At 45.8% G+C, this 16,805-nt stretch carries 18 protein-coding genes, 1 tRNA gene and 1 pseudogene; 9 read left to right on the forward strand and 11 right to left on the reverse strand.

Going from position 1 to position 16,805, the window contains the following annotated elements:
- Positions 1-3: 3 nt before the first annotated feature.
- The 9 genes and pseudogenes from WC317_01590 (at position 4) to WC317_01630 (ending at position 6,690) form a co-directional block, all read left to right on the forward strand.
- Positions 4-2,334 (forward strand): pentapeptide repeat-containing protein, encoded by a 2,331-nt coding sequence (locus WC317_01590; GenBank protein ID MFA5338825.1) that lies wholly within the window; start codon positions 4-6, stop codon positions 2,332-2,334.
- A gap of 130 nt (positions 2,335-2,464) precedes the next feature.
- Positions 2,465-3,025 carry a hypothetical protein gene (locus WC317_01595; GenBank protein MFA5338826.1) on the forward strand — a complete coding sequence of 187 codons (561 nt, stop codon included), beginning with the start codon at positions 2,465-2,467 and terminating at the stop codon, positions 3,023-3,025.
- Positions 3,022-3,342 carry a hypothetical protein gene (locus WC317_01600; protein MFA5338827.1) on the forward strand — a complete coding sequence of 107 codons (321 nt, stop codon included), beginning with the start codon at positions 3,022-3,024 and terminating at the stop codon, positions 3,340-3,342. The genes WC317_01595 and WC317_01600 overlap by 4 nt, the downstream gene beginning before the upstream one ends.
- Positions 3,342-3,737 carry a protein-export chaperone SecB gene (locus WC317_01605; GenBank protein MFA5338828.1) on the forward strand — a complete coding sequence of 132 codons (396 nt, stop codon included), beginning with the start codon at positions 3,342-3,344 and terminating at the stop codon, positions 3,735-3,737. The genes WC317_01600 and WC317_01605 overlap by 1 nt, the downstream gene beginning before the upstream one ends.
- A 216-nt stretch (positions 3,738-3,953) precedes the next feature.
- Positions 3,954-4,529: a transcriptional repressor LexA gene (gene lexA / locus WC317_01610; GenBank protein MFA5338829.1), complete on the forward strand. Its 576-nt coding sequence runs from the start codon at positions 3,954-3,956 to the stop codon at positions 4,527-4,529.
- Positions 4,530-4,532: 3 nt separating this feature from the next.
- Positions 4,533-4,844, forward strand: a complete 312-nt coding sequence (locus tag WC317_01615) for a hypothetical protein (protein MFA5338830.1) — start codon at positions 4,533-4,535, stop codon at positions 4,842-4,844.
- A gap of 54 nt (positions 4,845-4,898) precedes the next feature.
- Entirely contained in the window at positions 4,899-6,062 is a 1,164-nt protein-coding gene (locus WC317_01620) for a hypothetical protein (protein MFA5338831.1), read from the forward strand.
- A 175-nt stretch (positions 6,063-6,237) separates the two neighbouring features.
- A pseudogene (locus tag WC317_01625) lies at positions 6,238-6,447 on the forward strand (ORF6N domain-containing protein).
- Positions 6,448-6,690 carry a hypothetical protein gene (locus WC317_01630; protein MFA5338832.1) on the forward strand — a complete coding sequence of 81 codons (243 nt, stop codon included), beginning with the start codon at positions 6,448-6,450 and terminating at the stop codon, positions 6,688-6,690.
- 343 nt (positions 6,691-7,033) lie between these two features.
- Here WC317_01630 and WC317_01635 read toward each other — a convergent pair whose 3' ends face one another.
- From WC317_01635 to WC317_01685, 11 genes are all read right to left on the reverse strand, one after another.
- Entirely contained in the window at positions 7,034-7,810 is a 777-nt protein-coding gene (locus WC317_01635) for an inositol monophosphatase family protein (GenBank protein MFA5338833.1), read from the reverse strand.
- A 91-nt stretch (positions 7,811-7,901) separates the two neighbouring features.
- Positions 7,902-8,399, reverse strand: coding sequence for a PilZ domain-containing protein (locus tag WC317_01640; GenBank protein ID MFA5338834.1), 498 nt, complete (start codon positions 8,397-8,399; stop codon positions 7,902-7,904).
- A gap of 48 nt (positions 8,400-8,447) precedes the next feature.
- The gene (locus tag WC317_01645) at positions 8,448-10,628 is read right to left on the reverse strand and encodes a glycoside hydrolase family 57 protein (GenBank protein ID MFA5338835.1); all 2,181 of its coding nucleotides are present in this window, start codon (positions 10,626-10,628) and stop codon (positions 8,448-8,450) included.
- Positions 10,629-10,771: 143 nt separating this feature from the next.
- Positions 10,772-12,370, reverse strand: a complete 1,599-nt coding sequence (locus tag WC317_01650) for an alginate export family protein (protein ID MFA5338836.1) — start codon at positions 12,368-12,370, stop codon at positions 10,772-10,774.
- 286 nt (positions 12,371-12,656) lie between these two features.
- Positions 12,657-13,583: a PDZ domain-containing protein gene (locus tag WC317_01655; protein MFA5338837.1), complete on the reverse strand. Its 927-nt coding sequence runs from the start codon at positions 13,581-13,583 to the stop codon at positions 12,657-12,659.
- A gap of 160 nt (positions 13,584-13,743) precedes the next feature.
- Positions 13,744-14,199: a hypothetical protein gene (locus WC317_01660; protein MFA5338838.1), complete on the reverse strand. Its 456-nt coding sequence runs from the start codon at positions 14,197-14,199 to the stop codon at positions 13,744-13,746.
- Between the two features lie 83 nt (positions 14,200-14,282).
- Positions 14,283-14,618 (reverse strand): exosortase system-associated protein, TIGR04073 family, encoded by a 336-nt coding sequence (locus WC317_01665; GenBank protein MFA5338839.1) that lies wholly within the window; start codon positions 14,616-14,618, stop codon positions 14,283-14,285.
- Positions 14,619-14,697: 79 nt separating this feature from the next.
- Positions 14,698-15,339 (reverse strand): histidinol phosphate phosphatase domain-containing protein, encoded by a 642-nt coding sequence (locus tag WC317_01670; protein MFA5338840.1) that lies wholly within the window; start codon positions 15,337-15,339, stop codon positions 14,698-14,700.
- Between the two features lie 34 nt (positions 15,340-15,373).
- Positions 15,374-15,450: transfer RNA gene (locus WC317_01675), tRNA-Arg, on the reverse strand.
- A 4-nt stretch (positions 15,451-15,454) separates the two neighbouring features.
- Entirely contained in the window at positions 15,455-15,988 is a 534-nt protein-coding gene (locus WC317_01680; protein MFA5338841.1) for an adenine phosphoribosyltransferase, read from the reverse strand.
- Entirely contained in the window at positions 15,988-16,797 is an 810-nt protein-coding gene (locus tag WC317_01685) for a sigma-70 family RNA polymerase sigma factor (GenBank protein ID MFA5338842.1), read from the reverse strand. The genes WC317_01680 and WC317_01685 overlap by 1 nt, the downstream gene beginning before the upstream one ends.
- Positions 16,798-16,805: the final 8 nt, after the last annotated feature.

The following is a 16,805-nucleotide window of genomic DNA, read 5'->3' on the forward strand; positions in this document are numbered from 1 at the left end:
AAAATGAACATAGCCGAACTTAAAGACCTAACCCAGTCATTTCTTAAAACTCACGGTTACAATTTTAAAATAACTGGAATCGAAAATTCTATTCTTTTTTCACGACCTACGGGTATGGGAGTTAGTGATGAGATATTAATATATTTTCATACGAAGGGCGACGAAGGATATATTGACTCAAGGCTGGGAGATTTAAATGCAAAATATAAGGGAATTTCCGGAGGAGAGTCAGGAAGAAAGTTTTTTCTCTCCCTAACCTCATTAGCAGGCGACGTTCTTGAAGAAGTAAAGAAACATAGTTTTAAATATCAGGTTCCAGTTTGGTTTTTTGATAGAGAGTTTTCTGTTGATAAGAAAACAACTCCTTTAAAACAATTGGAAGAACGGGCAAGGGAATATGAAACAGAAAGGATAGGCCAGCCGTACAAAATAGGTACTGTGATCAAGAAGAATGATTTATTAATGGATCTTTTAGATGAAATTGAGGAATCAGAAAATCCCTGCTTAAGAATAATAATTGCTCCAGCCGGCTATGGGAAAACCGTATTGATGGAAACATTATATACAAAAATGAATGAGAAATTCATTAAGGATAAGCAGGAGCAGGTGATAAGCAGAAGACCTTTGCTCATGTTGCCTGGGCATATAAGACAAGCCAAAGATTTGGACAGTCTAATCAATAATTTTATCGGTGAAGAGTATGAATATGGAGTTATTAATGAAAATACTTTCAAATTCATGGTAAAAAATAATCTTGCGATCTGGTTACTCGATGGTTTAGAAGAATTAATTTTAAGAATACCTGAAGAGCTCATTTTTGCGTTACTCGAAGATTACATAGTATCTGGAGATGCAAAGGCCCCTCAAATTGTTATTGCTATCCGTAAGCCTGTTCTTAGTACTTTGCCAGAACTAAAAGAATATTTACAAGATTATGATAAATGGATAAAAATTTATGAATTGAGTGAATGGGGGAAAGAGGAGAAAATAGCATATTTTGAAAAAAATCTAACTATAAGTAAAGATGAAATAGATAATTTCAAGAAGGATCTCACCAAATCAGGCCCTTTAAATGAAATTTGTAACGTACCGTATTATTGTAGTTTAATTGCTGATTTAAAAAATAACCACGAAATGCAAATTTTTTATGACGAATGTGAACTAGTTAAATATGCAACTGAAAAATTATGTGAGAGGGAATTTAGTAAGGACCTTGATAAAGATATTTTCCCCGTGAAGAAACAGCTGGAATTTTTCAAAGAGCTCGCAGAAGAAAGTTTTATAAATGGGAAGATTCTAAAAGATATTTTGATAGAATATGCCGAAATTGAATTATCAGGTGTTCAGGAAACTGTGAAGACGAATCAGATTAGTTGTTTGCAAAGGCATGCTCTTTTAACCCAGGTGGGGGAAGATTTTGACATTATGCATGATATCGTTAGAGATTATTTGTTGGGACTGGAGTTTTCAGAACATTTGGAAAAATGTAATGTTAAGATCTTTGACATCAAAGAAATCGAAGACGATTCTTTTATTTTACGTTGCTTGATTAAGAATTCTCAAGTTATAGGTTTTAATTGGGAGAAGATTAAGGCTGAAATTTTAACATTTCATTCCTCTCCGGGCGACTCTGCATATGGATTCCGCAACGTTTTAAAATTTATTCTATACATTGATCCACAGAATGCTCAGAAAATAATTAAAGATATGTTATCCAATAGAAATCTTACTGGATTAACTTTTAAAAATATTGATATGCGTGGCTTTGAATTCCAGTTCTCTAAACTAGATTCGACCAGATTTGAGGGCTGTAATTTAGAGAATGCTAATTTTAGTCGCTGTTATTTTAGAAATGCGTTTTTTAGTTCAAAATGTGTTCTTACGGGAGCATTAATTAAAGGGGCCATTCTAGATTCTATAGTTGATGAGAAAAAGGAACGTTTTGATTTAAAAGAAATTCGTGAATATCTTTACGAAAGAACAAAAGTTATTCCTGAGAGTAAAGAACCTTGTCAAGCAGTAATAAATCTTAAAAGAGTTTTAGAAAAACTTGCTAGAAAAGACAGAGAGTTTAAATTACCTAAAAAATTTCTAATTCAGACAAAATGTAGCGGAGGAATTAGTGCGAGTAGATGTGTAGAAACTGCAGTAAAATATGGAGTTTTAGCAGATGATGGAATTCGCATAAAGATTAAAAGCAGTTTATTTGACGAGGTTAATGATTTTGTATTGAATCCTAAGTCAAAAGAAATACATGCTTCTTTGCACAAAATTTTAGACGATATTTGTCTTGAGGTAAAAACAGGATGTAAACATATTTATTTGGAACAATAGATGAATAGGCCAGAGGACATTTATTTATTTAAATTAATGCAGCTAGGTGTCTATTAGTGAGACTTGTAGGTACTTTTTGGGCACCCAAATTTGTATGGCACCGGCCTAATTGCTATGGTAAAATCAAGATATGCTTGAAGAAGAAATAACTGAAACTCCAGAAATTGATGAAGCTTTACTCAAGGAAGCTGTTCAGCGTGATGCGGGAATTTGTCGCCATTTGTATCATGGAACTTCTAAATTTCTTGCCCACGAAATTCAGAAAAATACCAAAATAAAAATAGGGAGCGAAATTGGTTATATGGGTTATGGTTTCTATTGTTATATATATGATATTAATGCAAGTAAAATTTGGGCAAGGGAAAAGTTTGGAGAAGAGAAGATCTCCGTCCTGAAAATCGTAGCAAATTTAGGAGATCTCCTCTTTATTTATAATGAGTTATATGATATTCTTAAAGAAAAGGCTCATAAGGCATGTAAGGGGAATACGGGGAGATTACATCAATTTATAGGTCTAATAATTGAGAAAATTATTAAAGATATTCTTAGCTCTAAACATGGAATAGAAATAAGCGCTGTTTGTAGTACTTACTACTTGAAGCAACAGAAGGAAAGCCGTCTCACGACAATGTATTCCTTGCGAAACGAAGAAATGGTTAAAGACATTAAAATAGAATGGGAGGAATTATGAAAGAGAATATTTCAAGAGAACAGCTAACTAAAGAAGTCAAGGAATACCTGGCCGCTTTCTCTGATGAGGAACTCTGCCTTGAGCTATTAAAAGAAAAGAAAAGAATTGAGATGGAAGTTATAAAAAATTTAGGATGGTTAGGTAGAGATGTTCTTAGAGCGATTATTGATCTTCCCGAGGTGGAGGATGTCGTAACTAAAAAAGACGAGAGGAAGGACGAGAAAAGGTCTCTATGGAATTCAGTCAATGCTTCTGGCGGCAATAAAATTCCTTCATTACCGATATTTCATGGAGATTTTTATTCGGAGGCTGCTTAATGGAAGCTACCAAACAACCGGGAATAAGATTTGTTAGGGTTTTCCTTTCAAAATTACGCTTTGAGTTACCTGAAGTACCGCCTAAAGAATTCAAATATAACTTCAGTTTTTTAGACAGCCACAAAATTGAGGGAAACTCTCTAATATGCACCATTGCCATAGAACTTTACGATAAATTCCAGGTTGAATTAACCGGGCTGTTTGAAATTATTGAAGGGGCAGAAAATATGAGCTTAGAGCAATTTGCCAAGGTAAATGCCCCCGCTTTAATGATGCCTTTCGCTAGAGAAATCATAAGCAATATAACATCCAGAACGCCGTTACCTCATCTTTTGTTACCCCCTATCAACATCATTGCTATAAAAAATAAGACAATAGAAGAAAAGAAACCGTAAGGTAATTTTAAGAAATAAATCACTAGCTTAATCAGAAGGCAGCTCTCAAAAGGGGAGTTGCCTTTTTTATTGAGAGGCGGTTTATGCGAAGAATATTGGCTGTTAATATTATTCTTTCAGGCTATAAATAGTTAAGACTCGTGAAGGAAAACCTCTGAAAACCGCCATATTTCTGGGATCTTGACATCCACACAAATGTGTGGTATATTCCTGCCTATGAAACCCCATGTAGAATTAACCGCCAAACAAGAGAAGGTCCTGAAATTTATCCGTGAGAGAGTGGGGGAGAGACTGCCTCCGACCATAAGGGAGATAGCAGGGGAGATAGGTGTTTCATCGACCGGGACGGTTAGAGATTACCTTGCGGCACTCCAGAAAAAGGGCTACCTGAAACGCACCAACAATAAATCCCGCGCTATAGAATTATTAGATAGCCCGAATAAGATACCTATAATCAGTAGTATTGCGGCTGGGCAGCCGAAATTGGCCTATGAAGATACCGAGGGTTACGTAGAGATCGCCAGGGAGAACACCTTTGCCTTGAAAGTAAAAGGCGAAAGCATGATCGACGCGGGCATTATGGACGGCGACATAGCGGTCATCAGGAAACAGAAGACGGCCGATAATGGCGACATCATCGCCGCGTTGCTGGATAATAACGAAGTTACCCTGAAAAAGCTAAAGATAGGCGCCGGCAAGCCGTTCCTGGAAGCAGCGAATAAAAAGTATCCTCCGATACATAAAGATTTCAGCATCATAGGAAAGCTCGTCAACATAGTAAGAAAATATTAAGCGATGGCGATATCAGGCTTCAACCCAAAGGCGCGCTGGGACAGGCATGTTCCCGAGACCGAAGACAGTGTCGACCCCGGTCTAGTTAACGAAAAGATAGAAGTCCTGGCATATTTTAAGGGCTCCGCGATATTTCCCCGCGCGTTCATCCGCAATAACAAGGTCCACAGGATAAGGAAGATAACCTATAACTGGCAGGAACGCCGCGGCCGGGAGGTCCTGAACCTGTTTTCGGTGGACACCGGGACCTGCCTATACCAGATATCATTCAACAATACGACGTACCGCTGGCAAATTGATAAAATCATTGAATAGAAGGGACAGTCCCCATGCGGGGACAGTCCCTGCGCATACCGACAGGATAATAGAATGATCCTGCACATAGACATGGACGCTTTCTTCGCGTCCGTTGAACAAGCCATCAACCCGCGGCTTAAAGGCAAACCCCTGATAGTAGGCACGCGCGAAAGGAAGCTCCACACGGTCGTTTGCGCGGCCAATTATGAAGCCAAGGCCTTAGGTATCGGCTCAGGGATGTCTTCTGATGAGGCCTTTAAGATATGCCCGGACCTTAATTTTGTCCCGGCAGAACAAAGCAAATATATCTGGACCTCAGGCCGGATATTGGAGCTTATCAAAGGATACGGGTTTGAGACCGTATATGTTTCGATAGATGAGTTCCAGGTGGATGTGGGAAGCGAACAAGGGACAGTCCCCATGCGGGGACAGTCCCTAGCTGAAGATATACGGCGCAGGATAAACAAAGACTTCAATATAACGGCCTCCGTAGGCATAGCGAAAAATTGCCTTCTTGCCAAACTTGCCTCAAAGATAAATAAGCCCAACGGCATAGCCGTCCTGAATGAATCAAATTTAGCTGAAATCTTGGCCAAAACACCGGTCGAAAAATTATGCGGGGTGGGGGAGAAGACAGCCGAAATTTTTTGGGGTTTAGGGGTAAAAACCTGCCTGGACCTGTACGCCAAAACGCCCAAATTTCTGGAGCGGAATTTAGGCAAGAACGGGCTCAATCTTTACGTGTCATTGCATGCCGAAGAGACGCTTGAGCCGGCCGATGATGACCCGGACCCCAAATCCATTGGCCATTCGTACACCTTGCCGAGATCCACAGAAAATCCTGGGTTTGTCCGCGCCTGGATACGCCTTTTGGCCGATATGGTCGCTGAGCGCCTAAGGCAGCAAGGCCTGGCAGCGGCAACAACACACCTATGGCTGAACGGGCCGAAAGTAGGCAATTTCGGGGCCCAAAAGACATTCCCTGAAGCCACCAATGACGGCCAGGAGATATTCCGGAGAGTACTTGTTAATATGTCCAAATTAGGGCCAAACACGCCCAAAACAAGGGCTTTAGGCGTAACCTGCAGTAGTTTCACACATACCAGTTATTTGCCTTTATTTGACCAACAGAAGCGCCGGGAAGCGCTCCTGAAGGCGGTAGACAGGATCAATGACCGCTACGGAGACGGCTCGATTTATCCCGCCGTTATTACCTTGACCAGGAAGATGCAATAAAGGGGACGTGTCACTTGGCGAAGTCCCTCCTCAGAGGGAGGACACTCTAAAAATAGTTGAAAGTTTTTTTCCTCTTTTAGCGTCTATATGGCTAAAGGAGGGATTTTTTATGGGTAAGTTGATTATACATAAGGTAATAGAGCAGAAGATATTCGTAATAAGGTGAAAGAAAGTAATCGTTGATAGGGACCTGGCTGAGCTTTACGGAGTAGAAACAAAGCACTTAAATAGGCAGGTAAGGAGAAATATCGACCGTTTTCCTAAAGAGTTCATGTTTCAACTTACCGAGAACGAGAAAAAGGAACTGGTGACAAATTGGCACCAGTTTAAGCCATTAAAGCACTCATACGTGCTGCCATATGCTTTTACGGAACATGGAGTAACTATGGCGGCTATGGTATTGAACAGTGACACTGCCATAAGGATAAGTATTTTTATAGTAAAGACTTTTATCAAACTCCGCGAGATTATTGCCTCTCAGAAGGAATTAATAACCAAGTTTAGCGAGCTTGAGCTAAGGGTAGATAAGCATGACAAAGATATCTTAAATCTGATCAGAGTTATCAAAGAATTATTAGAACCGAAATTTGAGGAAAAGCCGAAGCGGAAGATAGGGTTTTATCCCTAAAAATAGTTATGACTAAGGTATGGTGTCAAGGCAAAAACTGCAACTAATGGTTGCAGAACTAACTCCGCGGGGCGCCCACCAATGGTGCGAGAAATCTCTGAAATAGGGGCCATCCAAGGCCAAATTCCGGGCATTATCTATGCCATAACCAGCCAGAAATCCGCCTCACAAGCTATCCGATAGAGACAACTCAGCGTGAAGGGAAAGACTTATCCACAGCTTATTCCGTGTGCTCCTGTACTTAACATAAGATATATTATAGGACGTTGAGCCTGGGAGCGAACAAGGCTGGAAAGACGCTTGATTTTGGGTTTTTAAGGTTGTGATTCCGGAGGGTTTTGTCTCAGGATCTCTTTTTCGACAGGATCTTTGACATCTGCCGGTGGATCTTCCCGTTAGACGCCAATATTTCTTTTAGGTAATGATTGTAGGGCTTGCCCGAAAACGTGGTCACCTCTCCCCCGGCTTCTTTGACTATGAGCCAGGCTGCGGCCGTGTCCCAGGGATTCAGGCCTAATTCCCAGTAGCCGTCAAGCCTGCCGCAGGCCACATTGCACAGGTCCAGGCTCGCGCTGCCTGCCCTTCTAACTGCCTGCGATGATACGAGGAAATTCCTGAAATGCCTTAAATTTGTCTCCATGGTTTTCCCTAAATTATAGGAAAAACCCGTCATCAAAAGGCTCTTTTTGAGGTTTTTTTGCGAGCTTACTTTTATGCGTTTGCCGTTCAGGAAGGCGCCCTTGCCGCGTTCAGCGAAAAAAAGCTCGCGGCGTTCGGGGTCATATACTATGCCAAGTATGGGTTTTTTGTCTTTTTCCAGGGCTACGGAAATCGAATAAAAAGGGAAACCGTGGGCGAAATTCGTGGTCCCGTCTATCGGGTCTATTATCCATTTGAGGTTCGAGCTTGCCTTGATCTCCCCGATCTCTTCAGACAGGAATCCTATATCCGGGAAAGCCCCGCGCAAAGAACGTATAAGCAAGCCCTCAACCTCGTGATCGACATTCGTCACGAGGTTTATCGAACCCTTGAAGGCTATGCTCTTGATCTTCTTGCTGTTTTCTTTGAGGTATTTCCCGGCTTTAAGGACTATCCGGCAGGCTTCGTTTTTAATAGCTATTTTTTCGGACCCCTATGGGCTTTGCCTGACATGCGTTTCTTTCTTCTTTTGGTCCTGAGTCCTCTAGGTATCGCCATAGTTTGCCTCCTTTTTATTGTTTAGACAGGTGTTTATCTATGTATTCCATAAGCATGTTCTGGTGTTTCTTTTCGGTTTCCAGGAACTCAATGCCGACTAGGAAGGTCCGCTTGCCGTCTTTATCGAGGCGCTCAATGCCGTTACAACCCTCGCACCAGGCGATCTTTCCCCTTAATTTTATGGCTTCTTTTGAGTTTGGCACCGAGATCTCCATATCGATCAGAGAGTCTTTCGGCAGTAGTTCGAATACCAAAATGGAAATACCCGACTTGCTTATGTTTTTTGTGTTGGTCATAAAATCGGATCTCGCGGCAGGGATGAGGTTGTATTTAAGGTCGAGTTCGGTATCGAAACGTTCGCATCTCCTTCTCTCCTTCTCTCCTGCGCAGTATTCCTCGACCTTCCCGCGCGTGGCGTATTTCTCGTTTCTCTTCCTCTCTTCCTTGCACGAGAGGATATAGATCACGAAAAAGACGGCCGCCGTTAGAATGAAAACGAGTATGATGTTCATTTGATTTAGAGTATATACGTTATTTTATCGCCTGTCAATGGATTGCGGCTATACAGTCCAGGTCCGGGATTCGTAATCCGGCCCCGGGAGCCATATCTCTATCTCCCCGGACTCCGGGCAGCGTTCTATCACGGTGCCGGCGGTCTCGACCGTAACCGTCAGCTTTAACAGGTCTCCCGGCCCGGCCTTGATATCTTCGAATTTTATAGCCAATTCCAGTATCTTATCATAGGCGACGGCGGCGTCTCTTTTTACCTCTGCCCATGTCCCGTCTTTCACCTTTTCGGATATTACATATTGCGGATCCTTGCTGTTGCGCAAAAGCGGCGCGGAAACCTTTATTCCTTTTTCCTGGAACAAGAGGTTAAGGTTGAATTCTTCTTTATGTCCGTTCTCCTTGTCCAGGGGAATATCAAACCGTAAATAAAGGGCCTCCGGATCGAAACCGAAATATATCTGTTTTATTATCGTTTCCGACTGGTGCATAGTGCCGCCGCGCTTGCTGGTATCGATCAGGCCCGCGTTTATCCATTCGAAATAGTTCGTGTCCATTCCGTCTATCACGGGTTTTGTGAAACCGTATGGTTCCCTTATGATCTTCGCCTTCTTTGCCCTTATCGGCAAGGATAGGTACTCGGGAGGTTCTTTGCCTATCAGGATGTAGACATTCGCGAGGTGCGACCTGAAGAGCCGGTCGAATTCCTCATCGTTGGCCGAGGAATTGTCATCACCGTACCACCAGTTCCAGTCGCTTCCCTCGGCTACGTAGATCTCTTTCCAGGCCTTCCGGAGGGTATCGGGGTCAGGCTGTTGCTTCTCGTAGTCCTTAAGGACGCTCCTGGTCTCTGAGAGATATTCCCACGCTTTATTCTTTTCCTCGTGTCCTATCCATATGCAGAAGTTAGCGTTTATCCATGAGCCCGGATGGAGCCTGTTGAGCTTATCCTGCGCCGGGAACTCGTCCAGGTATTCCGAGACCGTTACGAATTTTAAAGCCGGGTCGTTCGAAGCGTTCCTGTATAAACAGTTAAGGAAGTCGCCGCCGTCGTTAGGATAAAATTCCCACGCGTTCTCTCCGTCAAGGATTATAGGGACAAGATACGGGACTTTGGATCTCGGGAGCCTCTCCTTGATCGCGCGCAGGCGGTTTAGCAGGTCTCCCGCGGCATTTTCCGCGCTCCAGCTCTGGTATGCGAAGCCTATAGAATCCGATAAGGCCCTGTCCCTGAATATGAGCGATAATCCGCCCTGCTTTCTTTCAAACATATACGGCCTGTAGAGGGCTTCCTGCGTTTTTTCCCTCCCGAGCGACCTGAAGAGTATCTCTTCGTCCGTAGCGGCCCATTTGAGTCCCGCGTCTATTATAAGGTCTGCGGCCTGTTCGCTTACCGACCCCTCTGAAGGCCACATGCCCCTCGGCGGCCTTCCGAACTTCTCCGTATAGAATTTTACCGCCATATCTAACTGCGCCTTGGCGTCTTCCGGATGGCGGAAATTTATCTTGGGCAGCCTGATCTCCGGATAGGATATCTTTGCCGCGTCGGAATCGCACAGTAAAGGCAGTATCGGGTGGAAGAACGGTGAAACCGACACCTCTATGCCGCCCTTCTCCTGCATATCCTTGTAGGTAGGTATTATTTCCCGCATGATCCCTAGCTGCTTTTCCATGACCAGCTTCTTGTCTTCTTCGGAAAAGTACTTCCCTTTCCTGACAAGTTCCTTGAGTTGGGAGTCTTTTTCCCTGAAAACGGGGTCGATCCACGCCAGGTTGAAAAGCAGCTGGAGATCGGTGAAATCCTGGGGGGTGAAACGCTTGGCAGCGGATGAAGCGTCTTCGGAAGAAAAATGTCTCCCCCTTTTTACCAGCAGGTCGTAATATCCCGGGAAGGGTTTTATCATCGTATCCCAATTCGCCATAAAGAAATTGCGCAGGATAAAAAGTTTTTCCTGTTCGGTAAGGTCGGCGGGTTTCTTCAGGGTAAGCTCATAGGACCTGTCTTTTTTCGAGCCGGGATCAAGCATATCCTCTATCTGTTCGATAAGTGACGGAACGAGATTAAAGGTCTGGTGGATACGCGGGAAACCCTGCAGGATCTTTACCATGTCCAGATAATCCTTGACGGCATGGAGCCGGACCCACGGCATGACCGTCTCCCCGGTAACGAGGTTTCTATAGAAGGGCTGGTGCATGTGCCAGACAATGGCTATATATAGAGGAGAATCAGACATGAAGGTCCTTTAAGTTATTCCTGCTCGCTATGTATGGTGAAATTATCGAAGATAATTTCACCGCGCTCGTAGGGATTATCCGCTTCGCGGATAAAAAAACCCCCTGGGGTTTTCGCCCCAGGGGGTTTTCCATCTAACTGATGTTAGAAGGTTACTTTCACACCGCCAGTCACGATCACAGCAGGGGTCGTGCTCTTGGTGAAACCATCATTGTTGTTGCTATAGAACGTCTCCGGAACGAACACGGCGCCAGTTAGATCGAACTGGACATCTTCCGTGTAATCGTACAGGATCGTCGTATCGACCTCATCACCGAGGTTCCTGCTTCTTCCGTCGACCGGTTTCTTCTCGGTCCAGAAGTGCAGCCATCTCGCCTTGATTGAGAGGTCGTCCATCGGTTTCAATCCGCCATCGATGTACATGGTTATCGCGTCTGTTGAACCTGACGGATCTTTCATGTCTAACGTCGAGTAGATGTTACCACCGATGTTGTTGAACGCAGCCTGCTGACCGGCCATGTAACCGCGGATCATGGACAGGGAGTTGCCCCTGAACATCGGATCCCACGCGGTCCACTTGCCGCTGTTGCCGGCGTTCTGGCCTGAAAGAATTTCGACGCCTAAGCCTAAATTAGGTTTGTAGGCGACTTCTTTCCAGGTATAGTTACCATAGGCATTGATAGCCCAGGCCAACTTGCCTCTGTTGATCGAGCCGTTATCGGTGCCTTTGCCCCACGGACCTTCAGAGTCCTTGAGCTGGCCCCACTGTAACGCGCCTTCACCGGAAAGTACGAGGTTCTCGATCGGATCGATATCACCCCTCATACCGAATACATGTGTTTCTTCCTTCTCGTATACCCTAGCTCCTACGCCCGGAACGGACTGGTCCAATATGAAACCGCCGAACGCGGCGCCGGTCGCTGTGTAATCGACTGTGTCAATCAATCCCATGTCATCGTTCAAGCCGGGATTATACTTGAAGAAGTAGTAAGCTTCGGCCTTCGCATTGTACTGGTCGAACTTGTATGCGACATTGGCACCGGCCAACTCTTCATCGACTCTCGCGGTTCCGGTCTGGCTGATCTTCGAATAGATAGCATCAACCGTCCACGGATCCAGGTCTAAGGTCGCGCGTATAGCGTCATAATAGGTAGCGTCGCTAAACTGCAAACCGTTAGGACCGCCCGGCGTGACGAGCTGGTTTCCACCGCCTAAGTTGAAACGGTCAACCGCTAGATCTTGCTGGGGTAACCCGAATGTATTCTGCGGGTCCCTGAAGATACCAGGTCCGACTATGAAACCGTTACCGAATTTCAGGTCCTGACGTCCGACCTTCAATGTCAACGGCTGATAGAAGAACTCTTTCAGCGTTACGAACGCCTTGTTCACCTGTACGCCGTCACCAAGAATGGCATTGTTGCCCCACTTGGTCTGGTTTGACAGAACGATCGAAGCCGAGACGTTATCGGTCAGGTCAGAATCCACTCCGACCTTTATGGTCGAGAGAATGAAGGATTCTGAATCTTCGTTTATGGAGTTGCCTGAACCGGCTATCTGAGGCATAGGAGGAGCAAAGCGCCTTGCTGTGCTTTCTTCGCTCTTTGACGCTAGGTCAAAGTTGCTCATATAGATAGCCTGTTCCTCTACGGAACCGCTAACTTTAATGTTCTGTACCGCAGCGAACGTAGGAGCCGCTATCGCGACTACTATCGCAGCTACGAAGAGAACTTTCATTAACTTCATTTTCGAATCTCCTTGGTTAAGTTATATTCTGAAACAGGTTTAAAAAACAAACCCACGTATTTTCCATTTATATTGCTTATCATCATGATTTTGATAGCTTCCGGCGTTTTAAGTTCATCCCTCCTCTCTCGCCATGTCTGAAACCATCCATGATGGTAGAGCCCAACTTTGTGCTTAAATTAACATAATAGGGGGTGTTTGTCAAGCATTTTTTGCTGTTTTTAGGGTATTTTTTAATGAACCGCCGACGGGCGGTTTATGGCCTTCAGGGCGCTCCCGTAAGCTTCTATTTTCTTTCCATCTCCACGGAACGTTGGATCACTATCTTGAGCTTGGAAGATTCGTCGCCGCTTATGAGCGCTGCCGCTTCGTCGACTGACATACCGGATACGGATTTCCCGTCGATCGAGACGATCTTGTCCTTCGACTTTATGCCGGAAAGGTCGGCCGGTTCACCCACTATGACGCTGTTGATCAGGAGGTCGTTGCCTGCGGCATCCAGGAATATCCCCACCCCGACGAAAGAATGTTTCTGGTAGTCGATCTTTTTCCTGGTAAGTTCGCATTCCCTCTGTACGAGGAAAACAAAAGCGGTATTATCTCCCTTAGAAAGGTAGTCGGTTATCTCTTCAAGGGATTTTCCGCCGGCGGCCATATCATTGATCTGTATTATTTCGTCTTTCGGCCTTAACCCAACGGCTTCCGCTTTTCCGCCGGAGGCGACATTGGACAGGGCTATCGTGCCGTTTGAAGGGTCGATGGTGAAGCCGAACCCGCTTTTGACCTTGTCCTTCTTTTCGGCCGCTTCTCTCTCCCTCTGTTCCAGCTCTCTCCTTTTCTTCGCCTCAGCTTCGCCCTTGATCTTTTCCGCTTTTGCGAGCGCGTCTTTCGCAGGCTGGTAATCCGCGTTCGCCCGGAGGGCTTTATTAAATTGTTCTATGGCGGCATCTAAATTATTTGCAGCGAGGCACTGGTTCCCGAGGTTGACGAGGTTCTCTTCCGCGGGTATTTTTTTTATTTCCGCGATCATGTCCTTATTGACCTTCATCGTGCCGATCTTGATCTTTACGTTGTAATAGTCATTTCCTTCTTCGGTAATTACCCCTTCGATCTTCCTGCCGTCATTTAAGATGATAGTATCGGCGCGGGCCGCAGGCCTAAGGCAGGCCCCCAAGACACAAACGGCAAATACAAAGACAAGGATCCTTCGCATCTTAAACTCCTTTCTATTCCCCCGAAGATGCCTCGGCAGCCGTCTTCGGATCATCATCGAATCCTATTATAGTGATATCATCCGGAATTCGCAACTCATTTTCCGGGATATCATTTTGGCGCGGCTTCCTTAAGACAAACTCGGGGCGGCCGTCAAGCGTTTACTTTAAGGGTGATTTCGGTTTTTCGGATTTCGGGCCTACGGAGATGGTGATCGTGGATTTGGTCCTGTTGCCTTCTATTACAACGATGCAGTTTTGTCCGGGTTTTTCGAAACTCATCTGTTTCAACCCGAATTCTATTGTGTTAATCGGCTGCCAATTGTAAACGGGCATATTCTGTTTATAGAACTGCATGACGGATTCCTGCCCGGCCTTGCCCTCGTATCTCAGGACGCCTGCCCTTACGGATTCGGTCTGGAATATGAATGATTCTTTGGAGAGTTGCGAAAAACCCGCGGGTACGGGAATATCGTCAAATCTCAGTAGCGGGGAAACGGCAAGATTTTTTTCAACGGCGGATGACCCCTGGCCGGTCGTAGCGCAGCCGCCGGCAGACAGGGTGATCAGTGGAATCAGAAAAAAATAGATCGCGACGCGAAAACAGGGTCTTTTCATCTTTTCCCATAGTAAGAGAGGGACAGAATTTCTTCCATCCCTCTATTTATTATAATGTCCTATAGGAACTGTATTAACTGATGTTATTTCGTCGGCTGTCCGATGAATTCTGGGTTCAACCAGGTTTTTTCATACGGAGGAATCGGGAACGTTACGGTGTCAAAAAGACCAGAGGCCGTCCTGACTATACCCTTAACCGTTCCTTTCAGGCCACCAACGATGACGCCGAATACCGGATTGCTCTCCTTTATCGACTTATCCATCGCGATAGGGATCTCAACCCAACCTGTCGCAAAGTTGGCTAAACCTCTGCGCAGTTTGCTTCCGGCATTAGCAGCATAGCTCGGTACTGCCATTCCGATAAGCAATGATATAACAAAGAGTACCAGCACCATTTTCCATACGTTGTTCTTGAACATGATTTTTTGTGTCACCTCCTCTCGGTTAACATCATTGAGCAAAATATAGCATAGTAGTAATTTTTTGTCAATAAAAAAATTATAAATTGACTAAAAGTGACAAAGAATTGATAAAAATCGCCTTTATTTGAACGGCCGAAAGCCCGCACCCCATAAGGATATTTTCCGCCATGTCTTCCGTGATCAGGTCTTCCGGATCGTGTGAGTCGGTATTTAAGACGAGCTTTGCCCTCGCCTGCGCGGCGACGCGGGCGACATGCCCGTTCGTGAGCGAATGGCCGTTTTTTGCCGTTATCTCAAGATATATGCCGCGTTTCGCGGCGGTCCTGGCGTCTTTTAACGTTATGAGGCCGGGATGGGCGAGAATGTTTATATCGCATTCGAGCGCCGCAGCGTTCGTCCCGGGTATGACCGGCTCGACTATCGTCTCTCCGTGGACTAAAATTAATTTTATGCCGTTGGCGCGCGCGTATGTCACGAGTCCCCGCAGGTCTTTGGGCGGGACATGGGTGAGCTCTATCCCCGGAACCACTTTTATCTTCGATGATGTAAGGACCTTGGCCGCTTTGACTAACCTCGGTACGAGAAAATCGATATTGGAGGCGTCGGCGTGGTCGGCCAGGCCAATGCCCTTATAGCCGACAGCGTAAGCCCTCCTCACTAATTCCGACGGCAGGAGCGACCCGTCGCTTAATAATGTATGCGTGTGGAAGTCTATCATAAAAGGGACCTTTCGTTATCGTCCTTGGTATATCTGGTGGGCCTGAGAGGACTCGAACCTCCCGCACGCGGTTTAGGAAACCGCTGCTCTATCCAGATGAGCTACAGGCCCGGAACTAAAATTCTATCAGCGAGAAGATCCGGTGATCCTTAAGGCGTTCACGGCCTTTAAGGAATGTCAATTCGATGAGGAAAGCGACCTCGACTATCTTGCCCCCCATCTTTTCGATGAGGCCGGATACGGCGCTCATCGTGCCGCCTGTCGCCAGCAAGTCGTCGATCAGCAGGACATTGTCACCGGGGTTTATCGCGTCCTTGTGTATCTCGAGCGAATCGGTCCCGTATTCCAATGCGTACTCGACCCTGTGCGTCTCATGCGGCAATTTGCCTTTTTTGCGGACCGGGACGAGGCCGGCGCCTAGTTTATAGGCTATGGCGCTGCCGAAGATGAAGCCCCTCGCCTCGATCGAGACTACCTTGTCTATCTTCTTTCCTTTATATCTTTCAACGAGGCAGTCTATCGCCTCCTGAAATTTCCTGCCGTCCTTGAGGAGAGTGGTGATATCCTTGAATATTATACCCTTCTTCGGGAAATCGGGTATATCGCGGATCGACTTTTTCAGTTCTTCAACGATCTTAGGATTATCCATTATTGCATCTCCTGGGTCGTCATGTTCTTCCTGAGTTTCCTTAATGCCGCCTCTTCTATCTGCCTTACCCTCTCCCGCGTTATCTTGAATTTTTCCGCCACCTCTTCGAGCGTATGCGGGGCATCGTCCTTAAGGCCGAACCGCATGTTGAGGATCTCCTGCTCCCTCTTGTTCATTTTTTTGAAGAGGTCGGCGATCTTCTCCTGGCGCAGGAAGTTCGACAACTCCTCGCTGGCCGAAGACGCCTTGGTGTCCTCGATGAGGTCCATCATGGTCCCGCTGTCGTCTTCGCCTACCGGCGACTCGAGCGAAGTAGGCTGCGTCATTACGGTCTCGAGCTCCTGCGCCTTCCTTACGGGTATCTGCATCGACTTCGCTATCTCGGCGGTCGAAGGTTTCCTTCCCAGTTTCTGGGAAAGCTTTTCGATGGTCTTCTTCCACCTCGACGTCAGCTCCATCATGTAGACCGGGATCCTGACCGTCTTTCCCTGGTTTGCGACCGCGCGGAGGATGTATTGTTTTATCCACCATGCGGCGTAAGTCGAGAAACGGAACCCCTTATTGTGGTTGAATTTTTTTACGGCCTTCATCAGGCCGAGGTTGCCTTCTTCTATAAGGTCCAGCAGCGGAACACCGAAGTAGCTGTATTTCTTGGCTATGCTGACGACAAGACGGAGGTTCGATTGTATCATCCTCTTCTCCGCTTTGACGTCGCCTTTTTTAGCCAGTTTGGATAACTCTACTTCCTCTTCGGCGGTCAAAAGCGCTATCTTCTCTATATCCTTGAGATACGCCTTGATCGGTTCCATGGCCGGTC

This window comes from Candidatus Omnitrophota bacterium (genome assembly GCA_041653595.1).
Lineage (GTDB): Bacteria > Omnitrophota > Gorgyraeia > Pluralincolimonadales > Pluralincolimonadaceae > Pluralincolimonas.